Below are 15,352 nucleotides of genomic sequence, written 5' to 3'. Positions count from 1 at the left end.
CACGGACCCACCCCCCGAACTCCGGGCCCTGATCGACGCGGTCAACAACGGACACGGCATTAACCTCTACCGCCGGATTTAACGAACTACCGGTAGCGCCCACCGCGTACCCCTGCCGGACCCCGGCCTCCATCCGCCCGGCCGACTTGGCCTCCTCCAGCCAGCGCCACACCGTACGCTCCGAAACACCCACCGTCTCAGCGACCGCACGCACATGCCGGGTCGACAGCTCCCCCGCCTGCTGCCTTTCCAGCAAACGCCGCACCACCAACGCCCTGGGCAGCACAGCCCCACGGCCGACTCCTACGCCTTGATCCACCCCTCGATCACACCGGCCGAGCCCACCTCAGCACATAAGAACTCTCGAACCTGAGACAGCATCAGCTTCCATGCGATAAAGCCCCACGACGGTGGTCCCGCCCATCAATCTCTCACCTCATGACAGCGGCCCATCCACTCACAAAAAACCGCTGACCAGCCCCGTAACACCCCACCCCAGAACACCACCACCGACTCTCACCACCACCGACACGAAGCCGAGAGATCGCAGTGAGATGACACCAGTACCCCACCCTGTTGGCGACTATGCAATAATTGGCCGGTGATCGCTCTGTCTTCCATTGACCTTACCCGTTTCATGGCCGACTGGTATGGACCGCAGAATCGGCCAGCTGAACGCGCGCTCGGCTGTGACCACCTTCCCGCGCCGCTGCACGCCTGGTATGACCTGGCGGCGAAGTACTCGGCTTCCTTGCTCGGGGTTAAGCGCTTTGTGCGCCCTGATGAAATCAGCTTGCGCAACGGAAAAATGGTCTTCCTGTCCGACCCAAGTGACGCCATCTGGGGATTCGATCCAGGTGACCCGATGAGCGTTTATGAGGGGCGCCTGTATGGAGACTGGGAGAAAGTGCCAGAGTCACTGTCGGAGTTCCTCATTCACAATGCTCTCGGAGAGGCGGTCTACAACGCGCCCATCACAAAGTATGGCGGCTCCGTACAGAACTCAAAAATCCATGACGTTCTTGCGCCGATGACGGAAGTGGCCATTGGGGCGTGGAATTGGCCCGACTCCGGTCATCGCCTCTTCATGGGGCAGGGCATTATCGCCGAGGTAGGGCCCGCAATTAATGCCGGAGCACCCTTGGACGATCCTTCCGGATACAGTGAGGTACAGGTAGGAGCCGTCACCTCATCGGCACTTGCATATTTGGACGAATTTCCAGGGATTGACTGACATCAGGCCACCCTTGAGCATTCAGAAAAAACAAAAGCCCCCGCCTTCCGTGAAGGCGGGGGCTTTTGCATGATTACCAGTCCTTCTCGCCGAATTCCTCGGTTTGGATCATCTTCGACGAGTCCCGGAACGTTACTTCTAGCCTAGAGCCTGCCGGGAGCATCTTGTCGATACTGCGCATGCAGCTGGGACAGATGTAATTCTGATCGATATAGAGGTGTGCTCTCGACCAGTGGTTCTGCCGCATCAGAGCGATGGCATGCGTCTCCGCATGCTCCCGGTTCACTTTCTGAACGCCTGGCGGATCTACGTAGTGACCAGGCTGATTTCCAAGCCCGGATGAAACCGCAAACGGGTGATCCTCTCCTTCCACGTACAGTGCACCGTTCGTCCCTCCAGGATGCTCAAAGTGTTTTGACGCTGCCTTCGCTGCCTCGAGCCCTGCCTCATCGCTGACTGTAACGCCGCCGCGTCTGCCGCTGGCTTCGGCCTCAGCCCCTGCGAGACCAAACGGGCCCTCGGCAATGGGCATAATTGCGCAGGAAAGGCCTGGAGGGCAAGGGTGCTTCAGCTCGTCTTCCAGCTCACTGAATGCTTTTCCGAGCTCCCCCTTAACCAGAGAGGAGAGGAAATTAGAAGTTTTCCGCTGCGGCGCATCCCATCCCTTTAGAGGATGAACAGGATTCCGCCCATCCCCCCACGAGATCCAGGGTTCCGACGACGTGTCGTCGTAATAGCTGAATCCATTCGTCGCATTGATGGGCTGCCCGGTAACTTCATCAATTTCGCTGTATTTCCACGGATTTTCCGCCTTGTGCTTCTTTTCGACCTCTTCGACGGTCTTGGTTCCGCCACATATGCCGTCCAACCCACAGTTACCCAGGCCTGATGGGTCGCTGAGGGTGACCGGCGTGTTGTTGGCGTACGCGTAGCCGTTGAGCGACTGGTGCTGGTCCAGGGTCAGCAGTGGGTCGACGCTGATGAACTGGCCGATTGTGGGGTCGTATTCACGTGCCCCGACGTGAGTCAAGCCGGTTGCGTCGTCGGCTGGCTTGCCCAGGAACGCCTTGTCGTCCGGCCAGGAGGTCGGCTTGGTGCCGCGTGGTGCGCCGAACGGGGTGCTGTAGCGCTTGGTGACCGCGTAGGTGCCGGAGTCGAGGGCGATGCTGGAGGTGCCGTGGTGGTCGGCGGCCAGGAAGCTGAGCTTGGTTCCGGAGACCCCGGACGTCGCCGTGCGGACCGCGATCGTCTGGCCGTTTGCCGTGTAGTAGCGCGTGCCGGACAGCGTCTTCGTGGTGCCCTTGGTAGTGAGGCGGACTTCCGTGCCGCCGTCCAGGTAGAGGACGGTTTCCCCGTCGCCCTTGGCGCGACGGATGAGCAGGTCGCCGTTGGCGTCGTAGAGGTAATTGGTCTCCTTCGCGCTTTCGGTCAGCTTGGACAGTTCGCCCTCGGTGTTCCAGGCCAGCGTCTGCTGGGCCGTCGGGCCGGGGCGGGATGTGGTGTTGCCGCTGCTGTCGTAGGAGTAGGTGCCGGTGCGGGCGCCGGTTGTTTTGTCCAGCGTGTGCGGCTTGTTGTCGGTGGTGTCGTTGTAGGTGTACGTCGTGGCCTTGTCGCCCGACGTGGTGTGCTGCGTTTCCGTCTTGCGCTGGCCGGCGTCGGTGTAGGTGTACGACGTCCAGTACGGGGCTGCTCCATCGAGGTTGGCCACCGTGCGGCCGGAGGTCGCGCAATCCGCGGTCTTCGGGGTCCAGGCTTCAGTCATGCGGCGGTTGCCGTCGTAGGCGAAGCACTGGTAATCGGCCTTGGCGGTGCCGCCCTGGGTGGCGACGTCGAAGATAGAGGTGACGTTGCCGGCGTCGTCCTGGGTGAACTTCAGCTCCTGCGACATGTAGCCGTGCACGTCGTCGCTGACGAAGGAGCGCTTCAGCCGGCGAGTGCCCGCCTCATACTCGTAGTTGAGGTATGCCTTCTGCGCCGAGGTACCGCTCTGCGTGCCGAGGCTGAGCCGGGTCGGGTCGCCCTCGGGTGAATAGGTGGCATCCTGCAGGTAGCCGGTGGTGCCGGCGGCGGTGAGCTGCTGGCCGGTGTTGTTGTAGGTGTAGCCAACGGTTTCTGCGGCCAGGCCGCCGACGGCCGGGGCGTAGTACTGGCTTACTGCGCCGTCGAGGGTGTAGCCGGTGGTGTAGCTGAACGACTTGGGTACACCGGCGGTGACCAGGGGGTCGTCGTCCGGCAGCGTGGTCGTGCTGCCAGTCACCTGGTAGAGGCTGTTGTAGGCGGTGACGGACTGGGTGTAGGCCTTGCCGGTGGCACCGCCGACGTAGCGGATGGCGTCGTCGGGCTGGCCCTTGGCGAGCTGGTCGAATGTCCAGGCGGCGAGCTTGTTGGCGTCCGTCTTGTCGGCCTGCCACATGCCGGTCTTGCGGCCGAGGACGTCGTACTCGTACAGCAGTTTCTTCGAGGCGTCGTCGTTCGGAGTGGTGCTGGTGACCTGGTCGAGTTCGTTGTACTCGGTGGCGGTCTTGCCCTTGTCGGGGTCGGTCGCCGTGACCTGGCGGCCGAAGAGGTCGTAGGTGTAGGACCACGCGGTCTGGTCGGGGCCGGTGACCGTCTTCTGCTGACCGGCGGGGGTGTAGGTGTAGGTGGTGGTGGTGTAGTCGCCGGTCGGGGCGGGGCTTGCGTATTCGCGGCGCTCGGTCGTCTGGCCGAGTGCGTTGGTGATCACTTCGGTGGCCTGGCCGCCTGCCGGGGCGGTTGTGGACACCTTGTCACCGGTGTACGTGCTGGTGGTCGTCCAGCGCGTGACGCCGTAGTTCTTGGTGACCGTCTTGGTGGCACGGCCGGCGCCGTCGTAGGTGGTGTCGGTCTGGATCGGGGGCTGGCCCTCGGTCTGCACCGGGGTGCTGGACGGGGCGGAGGTGTTGTCCCAGATGTCGCCCTGTGTGCTGACGGCGAGGCCGCGGTCGTCGTAGAGGGTGATGCCTACGATGCGTCCGCCGATCGGGGTCGGAGTCTGGGTCTGACGGGTGCGCAGCAGGGAGTCGTAGAACTCGTAGCTGGTGTTGTAGCCGGAGCCTTCACCGTTGAGGGCACTGGTGGAGGTCCAGGGCAGGGCGGTGGCGGTGATCTTGTAGTTGTAGGTGTAGCTCGGGGTTGCGGCGTAGAGGGCCTTGAGGTGGTTGGGCAGCCAGACCTTGGTGATACGGCCGAGTGCGTCGTACTCGTTCTCGGTGATCTTGCCGTTGGGGTCGGTGACCTTGAGGGGGGAGCCGGTGGCCAGGTCGATGGCTGTGGTGGTGGTGTGGCCCTTGGCGTTGGCCACGGTGGTGGAGGTCAGCGGGCCTGTGGTGGTGGGCTGATAGGCGGTGGTCGCGGTGGTCAGGTCGTTGGTGTCCTTGACGACCGTGGGTCGGCCCAGTGTGTCGTAGTCCGTGGTAGTGATCTTCTGCCAGATCGGGTTGTTGGCCGCGGTGTAGCCCTTGACGCGGCCGGTCCACTGCACTTCGCCCTTGGTCGGGGCCTGAGTGGAGGACCAGGTCTTCTGGTCATACGCCACGGCGGTGTCGGAGATGACGTCACCGGGCCGGGTCGCGTCGGCGGGCAGGTCGAGTGCGTCGCCGGTGATGGCGCACGGCTTGGAGATGACGCGAGTGCGAGTTACCAGCTTGTTGATGCCCAGTGCGTCGTTACGTCCGTACCAGGCGCGCGTGCAGGTCTCGTCTCCGTCGACCTTTTCGTCGCCGCTGTCCTCCACGGACTGCGGCATGCCGTAGTCGTCGTAGGTGGTCGCCACCGTGCGTTCCCGGTCGGTGGGGGCGATGCCGCTGGTGATGCGGGTGCGTGTGTGGGTGGCGGCGGTGCGGACGTAGTACGCCTCGGTGTCCGCGTACGACTTGTGCTGGGTGGCGGTCTGCTTGGACCAGGGGTCGTTGATCTGGCCGCCGACTTCCACGCCGCCGTTGTAGGTGACGGTTTCCCGAGTGAATCCCGCGTACGGATCGGAGTCGGTGATCCCCGCGGCCTTGACGCCGGTGACCGTGGCGGTCTTGCGCTTGTCCGGGTCGGGGGTCTTGCCGTCGGAGCCGAGGACGCGGTCGCCGTTCATGCCGCGCAGGTAGATGGTGACCGTCTTGAGCTGGTCGCTGTCATGGTCGCCGATGAGCTGGGTGACCTTGCTGTAGCCGCGCCAGGTCGACCAGGTGCGTTCCTTGGCCGGCGTGATGGGGTCGTCGTTGTAGTGCCAGGCGCCGTCGGAGGTGCCGTCGGAGTACTGGTAGGTGTGCTGGACGGCTTCGGAGCCGCCGTAGGTGTCGGTGGTGGAGACGGAGGTGACGGGGTACTTCTGGAACCAGTCCAGGATCGGGGTCTTCTCGCCGTTGGGTGACCAGTACACCGGGTAGCAGTTCTTGGTGTTCTCGTCGACCTTGGGCATGGTCTGCCCGTAGGTGCAGTCGGCTGGGGCGTAGGTGACGACCGTCTTCGCACCGGCCTCGGAGGTGATCGAGTTCAGGCGGGGCTTTTCGAAGGCGAGGATGTCGTCGCTGGGCCCGGCGACTCGGTTCGGCAGGAAGATGTGCGTGAACTTCACCGGGTCGAGAGTGAGGTCGTCACCGTACTTGCCTGTGTGCTGGAGCTCATCCAGCCACAGAGACTGGTCGGTGGCGTCTCCGGTGTCACCGGGGTCGAGGTAGAGCTGCTTGAGCGACCAGGAGTCGACGTAGTAGTAGGCCGGCGTAGTTGCGGCTGCGTTCCAGGCAAGCGTCGCGATGGTGGTCAGCCGCTTACGCGTGAAGAAGGCGGGTGCGACGTTGCCGGTGCACTTGTCGCCGTCCTTGCAGATCGCGTCGAACGGCACGTCGGGCCAGTTGTCGCGGGTGGCATCGGTCAGCGAGTCGCAGCCGGTGCCGGAGGCCAGGCAGCGTTCGGCGTAGGTGAAGGTGACCTTGTCGGAGTAGGCCGGGGTAGCGGAGAAGAGGGAGCCGGCCCGCTGGCCGTAGCGGATCTGCTTGAGGTAGCCGCCGCGGACGTAGTCGGTGCCGGTGGTGTCATCGCCGAGCATGTCGTAGTTGTTGTGCTCGGCGGTGTACCAGTAGGTCGCGGCGTTGTCGTGGGTGTCGGTGACCAGGTCGAGGTTCCAGCGCCAGGCCTGCTGCTTGTCGCGGCCCGAGAAGCTGGTGCCATCCGCGTAGCCGGGCTCGCCCTCGTCGTCTCCGAAGACGGGCACGGTCCACACCGAGTCGGTACGGTCGGTCGCGCTGGCGCCCTCCAGCTTGTTCAGGCCGAAGGTGTAGGTAGTGCCGTCGCCGGTGGTCACCGTCCAGTACTCGCCGTTGTCGTCGTCATTGTCGGCGCCGGTGAGGTGCTTGACGGTGGAGGCGTCGTCGTCCTTCAGCCGCCAGGTTCCGGTGGTGTCGTCCTTGACCAGTTCGGTGGATTTACCGTTGAGCACAAGGGAGGCGTTGTCGTACTTCCAGCACAGGTCGTACTTGCCGTCCTGGCCGTCGTCGTCACAGGTGTCGTACTTGCGCTCGATGTAGGAGGAGGTGAGGTCGAAGCCCACACCGAGCTGGCTGCCCTGGTTGTTGGAGTTCGCCGTCTGGCCGTCGACGGCTCCGGAGTCGTAGGAGATCGACAGGTCGGGCTGCGGGCCGGCTGCGGCGGGCGGGGTGCGCAGTGGGTAGGACCAGGTGAAGCTGCCAGAGGAGCCGCCGGACTCCCAGGTGGAGGATGCGGACAGCGAAGTGGCCTTGTAGTCACCCCCGCCGGACTGCGTGCCGGCTGTCACGGCGAGGACCATCGGCTGGGCGGTTGCCGCCTTGGGGGCGGTGGCGAGGTTGAGCTGAGTGGTCAGCGTCTGGGCGCCGCGGTCGTTTCTTGCGGCGAGTGTGTTGCGGGTGCGGCATGTGGCCTTGGCCGGGTTGTCGAGCGCGCACGCGGGCAGCTGCTGGACTTGGAGGCGGCCGGCCCAGTCACCGCCGTAGGCGGCAGCAAACTTGCCGTAGCCGATGCCGAGTCGGGCGGCGCCGCCGGTGACGGGACCGGTGACGGTGAAGACGACGCCCTTGACGCCCAGGCGGCGGGCGGATTTCTGGTCGAGGACGGTGACCTTGACCGTCTTTGCTGCCGCCGGTTGTTTCTTGGCGGAGTTGGTCTTGTGGGGTGCGGTGAGGGAGACCGGGAGCGCGCCCGGTGCGGCTTTCGCCGTGCCGGAGGTGGTCTTGCCTGCGGGCAGGGTGAGGGTGGTGGTGCCGCCGCTGGGCCAGGTCACGGTGCGGGCCTGGTCGTGGCGGGCGCGCTTGGCCGCGGCTGCGTCCGCGCGCGCGAATGCGGCGACGGCAGCGTCGTTCTTGCTGTTGGCCTTGGCGGTGAACTCACTCACCTTGGCCGCACGCGGTGCGGGCAGCTGGGGCTTGCCCAACGGGTCCTTGTCGGCTGCGAATGTGACCGGGGTGAGCAATCCGGGCAGCAGCGCCAAACCCAGGACAGCGGCTGTGCGCTGCGACCAGGTGCGTCTGCCGGACAGAGGGCTGCCGATCCGGGGCAGGCCAGGGCCGGGCGAGTGCATGACAGGTCTCCTCAAGGCCGGCTGCCGTCGCAGCCGGCCTTCACGTGGATGTGAAAGAGCAAAGGCAGGGGGCCTGGTCCGGCCGGATGGGTGGGCGGCCGGACCAGGTGGGCAGGTCAGTTGTCGGACTCGGTGACCTGCGCGCGGACCTGATCGGGTGTCATCGCTCCCACCCAGATCCTGATGTCGGCCAGGTCTCCGGGCAGGTAACGGCCCAGCAGACCGCCGGAGTTGCCGCGGCCCACCGACAGCGTGCCGCTGCCCTGCTGCGGTGTGGTGAGCCCGGCATCGTCCTGTCCGGCCTGCAGGATGGCACCCACATACAGCTGGGCCACGCCGAACTGCTGGTCACCGTTGTCGTCGGTGAAGTCCTGGTCGGCGTCGAATACGCCGGTGACATCCACCCAGGTGTCCCAGGCCTTGGCATCGACCGGCTCCTCGGAGGGTGCGATCGCCGTATCGATGACCGAGGTGCCATCAGCGGTGACCGCGGTCCGGCCGAACTTCCACACGTAGTCGGTGGCTGAGATCTTCTCCACCCACAGGGCCCAGGACGATTCCTTCCCGGCCGGGGTGGCCTGCGCGACGATGGTCGAGCGGTAGCCGACCGAGCGGGCATCCATCTGCGCCTTGCTCAGGCGCACCCGGGCCGACACGGTGAACGACCCGGTCTCGTCGACCACCGGGCCGGTCACCGACGCATACCCAGTGGTGCCGTTGAGCACCAGCGACGTGGCGTCCTCCCCCGACAAGGAGGCCCCATCGGCGGAGAGCTGCAGCGGGCCTCGCTGGTACAGGAACGATCCGCTGGAGGGGCTGTCGGGGTTCTCCGGGCTCTCCTGCACCTGGGTGCCCGAGGAGATCGTCGGGTCCCAGTGCGCCACGAGCTCGTTGGCCGGAACACTGTCCTGCTCCAGCCGGTCCTCGGCCCGCACCACCCCAGCCTTCTGCGCTTCCTGCCAGACCGCGACCTCGTCGACGCGCCCCGTGAAGTACTCGCCGTAGGTGCCCGTGCCGTTCTGCAGCGTCTTGGACCGGCCGAACATCAGATTCCGGTCCGCGGCCCACGGCGTGTACGCCGACGAAGCGTCCGCGAGCACCACCGGCTTGCCCTGCGGGCGGCCGTTGACAAACAGCTGGATCGTGTCGTCACTTGTGTCCGTGGTGTGCTTGGTGTTGAACACGCCGGTCAGATGGGTCCACACGCGCAGCGGCGGGTTCTCCTGATCGGCCAGCGATCGGATGTAGACGGGTGTTTCGCCCTTGGTCGGGTCGGGGTCCTTCGCGGTACGGTTGAACACCCACTTCTTGTACGAGGACGAGTAGTACAAGGTGAACGCCGAACCGTAGTCGCCGGGGGCTGACAGCACCGCGTGGTTGGTCGCGTTGTCGGTCAGGTAGACCCAGGCCGACACGGTGAACGAGTCTTGCGTGTTGACGGCGACGCCGTCGGTGGAGGCGTAGCCGTCCGATCCTTCTGTCCGGTCGTTCAGCCACAGCGACCGGTCGCCGGTGCCGCGCCGGGCCATCGTCGACCAGCCGGCCGACGCATCGCGCAGGATCGCGTCGTGGCGGATGCCCGAGGTGCCGGTGTCCTTGGCCACGGTCTCCCCCGAGCCCGGAGCGGCGTCATCGAACCGCCACCGTCCAGTGGGGCCAGGCGAGAGGCCGACCTTGAAGGTGAACTGCTGAGGCTCGCCCCAGCGCACCCGGCCGTTGTGCAGGTCGCTGGCCTCCACCGACAAAGTCTGGGTTCCCGAAAGGTCCGGTGTGATGTCGGGGACCTTAACGGGGCCGTTGAGTGTTTCGGGTTCGACGGTCTCGGTGTCCGTGCTGTCGCTGGACAGCAGGCGCCAGCGGTAGGCCTGCACGTCCTTGTCGGCCGTGTTCGGCGTGAACGTGAAGCTGCCCGGGGTCCCCGGAGCTCCGTATCCGTCGCAGGCGTTGGCGACGCACTCCTTGTACGGGCCGTTGGCGATCACCGTGGGCGGCCTCGGTGCAGAGGTGTCGATGCGCAGATAGCACCAGGACGAATACGGGGAGAACAAGTTGACGTCGGTACCGACCCCATGCGACTGCGTCCGGGCACGGAAGCGGTACAGACCCCCGTCGGCGCGGGTCGACGTCTCAATGTTCTCCACGGTGCCGTCCGGATGCCAGCCGCTGTCCGGCTTGTAGCCGGTCCACACCTTCGACCAGGTCCCCTTGGTGGTGTCGTCGCTAGAGCGTTCCATCCAGAACTCCGCCTGCAGCGAACCCTCTTCATCACCCTGGTGAAGTTCGACCTGTGTCTGGACACTGGCCTGCAACTTGGGGGTGAGTGTGGTCACCGTCGTCGGCTCGCTGGAGGCCTTGCACTCCGTTGTCGTACCCGTACCCGGGATCACACCGACCTTCGTCGGCACGCCCGGCTTGTACATGTAGTTGACCTGCAGCTCGGCATTGTTGTCGAACCGCTTCCACGCCCGCGGCTCGCTCTCATCCTTCGCCCGCAGCATCAGCGTCAGCCGCGGGAACTTGCCTGCCGCGAACGACCGGACCGTGCTGGTGAGGTTCTCATCCGGCTCGGTCGGGTTGTCGTTGAATTTAATCCACTGGTCGGGCTGCTCAGGACTGCACAGATCGCCTCGGCCGGCCGACACGTAGCGGTCGCCCATCTGATCCAGTTGTCTTGGTCCCGGCCAGCGGGTGCCCTCGGAGATGTTGTCAGTGCGCTCCAGGTCCACCCAGTACGGGTTGCAGTTGAACGACCAGGTCTCTTGCGCGAGAAACGTAGCGTCCAGCACGTACTTGCCGACCAGGGCTCCCGGCCCGAACTCGAAGTACATACGGTCGGTGTAGCCGCTGGCACTGCACCCGTACCCGTCGGCGATCCCGCAGCGGCCTACGCCCTTGGGTTCGGTGAACTTCCAGAACTTGTCGCCGTCCGACGACAGCTTCGTCCACTCCGAGACACCCAGACCGACCGACGGATCGATGTAGACCGGATAGACGGTGTCCGCACCCCGCAGCAGATCCAGGTCCGGGCTGACGGACACGATGCCGTCTCCGACCTTGACGGGCAGCTCGGCGCTCGCATCGCCTTCACCCGGCTGGACCGAGTCGCTCTGCTCCTCCTGCGGCTGTGGCTCGCCGGCAGCCCTGGTGGTCATCAGCTGGGTTTGCACCCCGGTGGCCGCATCGCCCGCGGAGTCCCACATCATGCCAGCGGGCCCGCGGAAGACCGCGTTGCCGTCCTCGTCGACCGCCCGGACCCCCCCCCGCCCTGACCCGCCACCACGCTCAGCCCGTCACCGCGCGCAGTGAGCTTCACCTTCTCCAGTTCCGGACTGGCCGCAGCCTGCGCGTCCTTGACGACGAGCACCTCGTGATAGCCATCGGCCGTCGCGGTCAGCTGCAGATCCACACCCTTGACCGGAACATCCGCATAAGTGGCCGTGGCACCTTCCAGAGCCGGGGCAGGCAACGAAGTGGGCCAGCCGAGCGTGAGCTCCTGACCGGCCTTCGTGCCCAGACGAATCAGGTCCGCGCCACTGCCGCCCCCGGAAAACGCCAGGTCGACCACAGCCGCCTTGGGGCCCACTGTGCCGTCCGCACGCTTCTCCAGCGTGGCATCCACATCCCGCCACGAACCGTCGGCCGCCTTGGCCCGCTGAGGCTGCGTCGACTGCGTCAGCGTGAACGTGCCGTCCGGATTCGCCACAGTCGTCGTGTACTCGCTGCGCGCAGCCGTCACCTCTACCGGCTCACCGGACACAGCCGCCTGCTCGGCCGCCGTCACCTCGGTCGTCTGCAACGAGGCCACCGACGACGACACCGCCGACGCACGCGAAACACCCGAAGACGCGAACACCGGAAGGCCACCTACCAGCGCGGTCACGACCGTGACAACCGCCCCTCGCGACAGGCGTCTGCTCCACGCACGTTGACGCCTACCCCGCCCCAACTCCACAACTCCACCCCAGGATTGCAAGAAGTACACAGGAATCTCATGAGAAGAGCCGCAGTCAACGCGAGCCGAACACACAGCGTCAACGTGACGTACGTCACGCGCGACAACAGGCATGCACCCCTGACCAGGCAATTCGGGCACAACCGCAACCCTGGAAACAGAAGGCGGAGGCCAAGTCGATTACATAGAGCAACAATCGCCGCATCTCGGCGATCAGAACACGCCACTCGCCACGTCGGCCGCAAGGGCGTTCGCGTGACCGGATAATCGCCTCAACTCGCCAAGCGAAAAGCGCATTTACAGTCGCGGCCCCCCTCAAGCGGCCAGGCACTTTCCAGCCATGCCCCTTCTCCCCCGTGGAGGGGACATCGCGCACCGTAGCCGCCCGCCACCCCACCGTGAAAAAAGGGTTCGGTCTCTGCCCCAACCGAACGCGAGTTCCCCATAACAGGGCGACCGGCTTGAAAGCGCTTGCGCGGGACAGTCAGCGCAGGAGGACCATGTATGCGCTCAGGTCCCGACAAGAAGAGGTGGGCCACCCAGGTCGGGGTGACCACCTTGAGTGGCGTCGGTGTCAGGGTCCGGCGTCAGCTACCGCTTCCGGCGGGGTCAGTGGTGGTGCCCGCGGTGGCGGGGTCCAGGAGGCTTCGTCGAATGAAGCGGCGGCCGTGGTCGTTGCGCAGGGTCGCGGTGTCGGCGTGGTTGTCCCACACGTAGTTGCGGCGGTCCTGGTAGAGGTCGGTGCGGGTGTCGCGGCCGGTGCCGGTGTGGACGCGGACGGTGGAGCGGCCTCCCAGGTAGACGTGGTGGAAGCTGTAGGTGTGGCCGTCCTCGTCCGCAAGGGTCCAGTCGTCGAGGTTCACCGTCCACCGGGTCGGACACGCCAGCCAGCGGAGGAACATCTTGTGCACGAGGCTTGCCTGCCGACCCGTCTCGACATGCTGCGATTCGCCCCTCGCGTCGTCGAGCGGCAGCACGCGCGGCAACTCGAACTCCTCGACCAGCGGATCGCTGACGAACAATGGCAAGAGCACGAACGGCGGCAAAGTGGGCAGCGACGGCCGCCGGCACCCCAGTGGCTGATCCGGCTTGCACAGGACCGACGTGGACGCCGTGCGGACCTGTGAGTGCTGGGCGGTGGCCATCAGCAGCCGGTGCCGCCCAGTCACCCGCGTGGTTCTCGGCGCACTGCGCCGTCAAGTACCGCCCTGGGACGACTCTTTAGAGCAGGTGCGGCCGGATCCGCCAGGGATGTGCGGCCTCGGTTTCGGTGCCGTCGGTGCGCACCCCGACGATCCGGTAGTACGAGATCGAGCCGAGCGGCTGGGTCTGGTCGAGGTAACTGTCGTTCTGTACCGCCCAGGCCTGCGCGCCCAGGCCGGCGGTCTGGACATCGATCAGCAGCAGCGCCGGATCAGCCAGCACAGCGCGTGCCCAGCGAGCCACCTGCTGCCGCTGCCGGGACCCCGAAGGCGGCTTGCGCAGCACCCTCACCGCATCGTCCAGGCTCCCGAACTGTTCAGCCGCGGACTGTACGTGCCACAGGCCGTCGCCGTCCGGATGGGCGTGCACCGTGCCGAGATACCGCTCGTGCTCGTAGACAACCCAAGTCGGCCGCTGGGTGTCGCCGGGCCGCACAAACCGCACAGGTGCACCGTCAACCCGACGGGATGGCGTCCCGCCGAGCGGTGTAGCCGTTCCAGGCGAGAGTGCTGGCCGGTGGTGGTCCCGTAACGGTCTGCTCAATGCCTTCCCCGGCGATACGGTCGTGATGATCGCTCAGATAGTGATGCCGGTTGGTGTAATGGACGGCGCCCTGGCGTCGTACCTGTCCGTCACCATTGCTCCACCTGGCTGCTCGCGGCACCTACTGTCGCCCGGGTCGCTGACTGTGCGACAGTGCGAGTTGACGCTTCATCAAAAATTCAGAGAAGGGACGACGTTGGCGACCGCATGGGAATACCGGACAGTCAGGATTGGCAATGGTGTCAGTTGGGAGGTACTGCTGAACACCGCAGGTCAGGAGGGATGGGAAGCTGTGGGCGTAGTGCCTCTTAATGCCAGCTACATAAGCAATAACGTGGGCGGAACGCAATCCATGCAGAATACGGTATTTGGGGTGTTGTTGAAGCGCCCTAGATGAACGAGAGCTGCCCCTGGGATGGATCGTGTCTCGCCGCGTCGTGTAGCCGTTCAAAGGTCGTGAACGCGCGGGTGTCTGCCCGGGGCGTGCACCCAGCGTTGTTGACTGCCCCCTAAACAAGGGCAGGCCATCGCGCAAGTCTCCCTGATGAACGGGCAGTTCAACCGAAGGAGAGCGCGATGGCCTTGTGCCAGTCTGACCTGATGCGGCTGCTGGAGTCACTACGTACGGCTGACGGAGTTGAGACGATCAGGGTGCTGTGCGAGCGCATCCTGCAGGAGCTCATCGAGGCCGAGGCCACCGAGGCCATCGGTGCCGCCCCGGGCGAACGTTCCGACCAACGCACCACGTGGCGTAACGGCTACCGAGACCGCCTGCTGACCACTCAGGCCGGTGACCTCGATCTGAAGATCCCGAAGGTGAGGACGGGGTCGTTCTTCCCCTCTCTTCTCGAGCGGCGCCGGCGGATCGACCGGGCCCTGTTCGCCGTGGTGATGGAGGCATACGTGCACGGGGTCTCGACCCGCTCGGTGGATGACCTGGTCAAAGCACTGGGTGCGGACAGCGGGATCTCCAAATCGGAGGTGTCGCGGATCTGCGGAGAACTCGACGCTGAACTGACGGCGTTCAAGGAGCGGCCGCTGGACCACACCGTCTTCCCCTACGTGTTCCTGGATGCGACCTACTGCAAGGCGCGGGTGAATCACCGGATCGTGTCCCAGGCGGTAGTCATCGCGACCGGGATCTCCGTCACCGGGCACCGCGAAATCCTCGGGCTGATGGTCGGCGACAGCGAGTCGAAGCCGTTCTGGACGAAGCTCCTGCGGTCCTTACGGGCCCGCGGCCTGGAGAACGTTCAGCTGGTCATCTCGGACAGCCACAGCGGCCTGGTGGCCGCCATCCGCACTGTCTTCCTCGGCTCGGCCTGGCAGCGATGCCGAGTTCACTTCGTGCGAGACGTGTTCGGCGTGATCGAAAAGGGGTCGGGAGAGATGGTGGCGGCGACCATCCGCACCATCTTTGCGCAGACCACTGGCGAGGCCGTCCGCACCCAGCTGAACGTAGTCGCCGACATGCTCGGACGGCAGTTCCCCCAGGTCAAGACCATGCTGCTGGACGCCGGAGCCGACATCACCGCCTTTGCGGACTTCCCGCCGGCCCACTGGAAGAAGATCTGGTCGACGAATCCGCTGGAGCGGCTGAACCGGGAGATCAAACGGCGGGCCGATGTCGTCCAGGTCTTCCCCAACCCTGCCGCCCTGGACCGGCTGGCCGCCGCGGTCCTAGGCGGTTTCGTTTGGATCACCTGGCAGACCAGAGGAAGATGCCCGCGACGTGCAACCCAGCCAAGTAGATAGTCGCTGTCTTCTCGTAGCGGGTGGCGATCCCGCGCCACTGCTTCAAGCGGTTGGTTGGGTAGGCCGCGCGACGAGGTGCTTGCCATGTGCAGGCCCTTTT

7 protein-coding genes and 1 pseudogene are annotated in these 15,352 nt (G+C 65.5%); 2 read left to right on the top strand and 6 right to left on the bottom strand.

Translation table 11 applies throughout. The annotated features are described in order from the left end of the window. A partial coding sequence (locus ACWD3E_RS42590) for a helix-turn-helix domain-containing protein (RefSeq protein ID WP_451392837.1) occupies nucleotides 1-256 on the bottom strand: 256 nt, incomplete at its 3' end. 345 nt (nucleotides 257-601) lie between these two features. On the opposite strand from ACWD3E_RS42590, the gene ACWD3E_RS42585 reads away from it, so the two are divergent. Continuing rightward, nucleotides 602-1,234 (top strand): hypothetical protein, encoded by a 633-nt coding sequence (locus ACWD3E_RS42585; RefSeq protein WP_451392836.1) that lies wholly within the window; start codon nucleotides 602-604, stop codon nucleotides 1,232-1,234. Nucleotides 1,235-1,307: 73 nt separating this feature from the next. On the opposite strand, the gene ACWD3E_RS42580 is transcribed toward ACWD3E_RS42585, so the two are convergent. The 5 genes from ACWD3E_RS42580 to ACWD3E_RS42560 all read right to left on the bottom strand — a co-directional run bounded on the left by ACWD3E_RS42580 (nucleotide 1,308) and on the right by ACWD3E_RS42560 (nucleotide 13,398). After that, nucleotides 1,308-7,799, bottom strand: coding sequence for an RHS repeat-associated core domain-containing protein (locus tag ACWD3E_RS42580; RefSeq protein WP_451392835.1), 6,492 nt, complete (start codon nucleotides 7,797-7,799; stop codon nucleotides 1,308-1,310). Nucleotides 7,800-7,915: 116 nt separating this feature from the next. Beyond that, nucleotides 7,916-10,951 carry a LamG-like jellyroll fold domain-containing protein gene (locus ACWD3E_RS42575; RefSeq protein ID WP_451392834.1) on the bottom strand — a complete coding sequence of 1,012 codons (3,036 nt, stop codon included), beginning with the start codon at nucleotides 10,949-10,951 and terminating at the stop codon, nucleotides 7,916-7,918. Between the two features lie 47 nt (nucleotides 10,952-10,998). Further along, on the bottom strand, nucleotides 10,999-11,679 hold the full coding sequence (locus ACWD3E_RS42570; RefSeq protein WP_451392833.1) for a hypothetical protein: 681 nt from the start codon (nucleotides 11,677-11,679) through the stop codon (nucleotides 10,999-11,001). Between the two features lie 659 nt (nucleotides 11,680-12,338). Then, a complete protein-coding gene (locus ACWD3E_RS42565) occupies nucleotides 12,339-12,920 on the bottom strand; it encodes a lamin tail domain-containing protein (protein WP_451392832.1) in 582 nt (193 codons plus the stop codon). A gap of 52 nt (nucleotides 12,921-12,972) precedes the next feature. Continuing rightward, a complete protein-coding gene (locus ACWD3E_RS42560) occupies nucleotides 12,973-13,398 on the bottom strand; it encodes a hypothetical protein (RefSeq protein WP_451392831.1) in 426 nt (141 codons plus the stop codon). 675 nt (nucleotides 13,399-14,073) lie between these two features. On the opposite strand from ACWD3E_RS42560, the pseudogene ACWD3E_RS42555 reads away from it, so the two are divergent. Next, nucleotides 14,074-15,180: pseudogene (locus ACWD3E_RS42555) on the top strand (IS256 family transposase); the annotation flags it as partial. Nucleotides 15,181-15,352 lie beyond the last annotated feature (172 nt).

It is taken from the genome of Streptomyces sp. NPDC002676 (assembly GCF_053592455.1).
The sequence above is the reverse complement of the archived record's forward strand: the minus strand, read 5'-3'. Positions and strand labels throughout refer to the sequence as shown.

Coding starts and splice junctions, on each gene's coding strand:
- ACWD3E_RS42580 (WP_451392835.1), bottom strand. CDS start 7,799: ATGCACTCGCCCGGCCCTGGCCTGCCCCGGATCGGCAGCCCTCTGTCC.
- ACWD3E_RS42575 (WP_451392834.1), bottom strand. CDS start 10,951: ATGACCACCAGGGCTGCCGGCGAGCCACAGCCGCAGGAGGAGCAGAGC.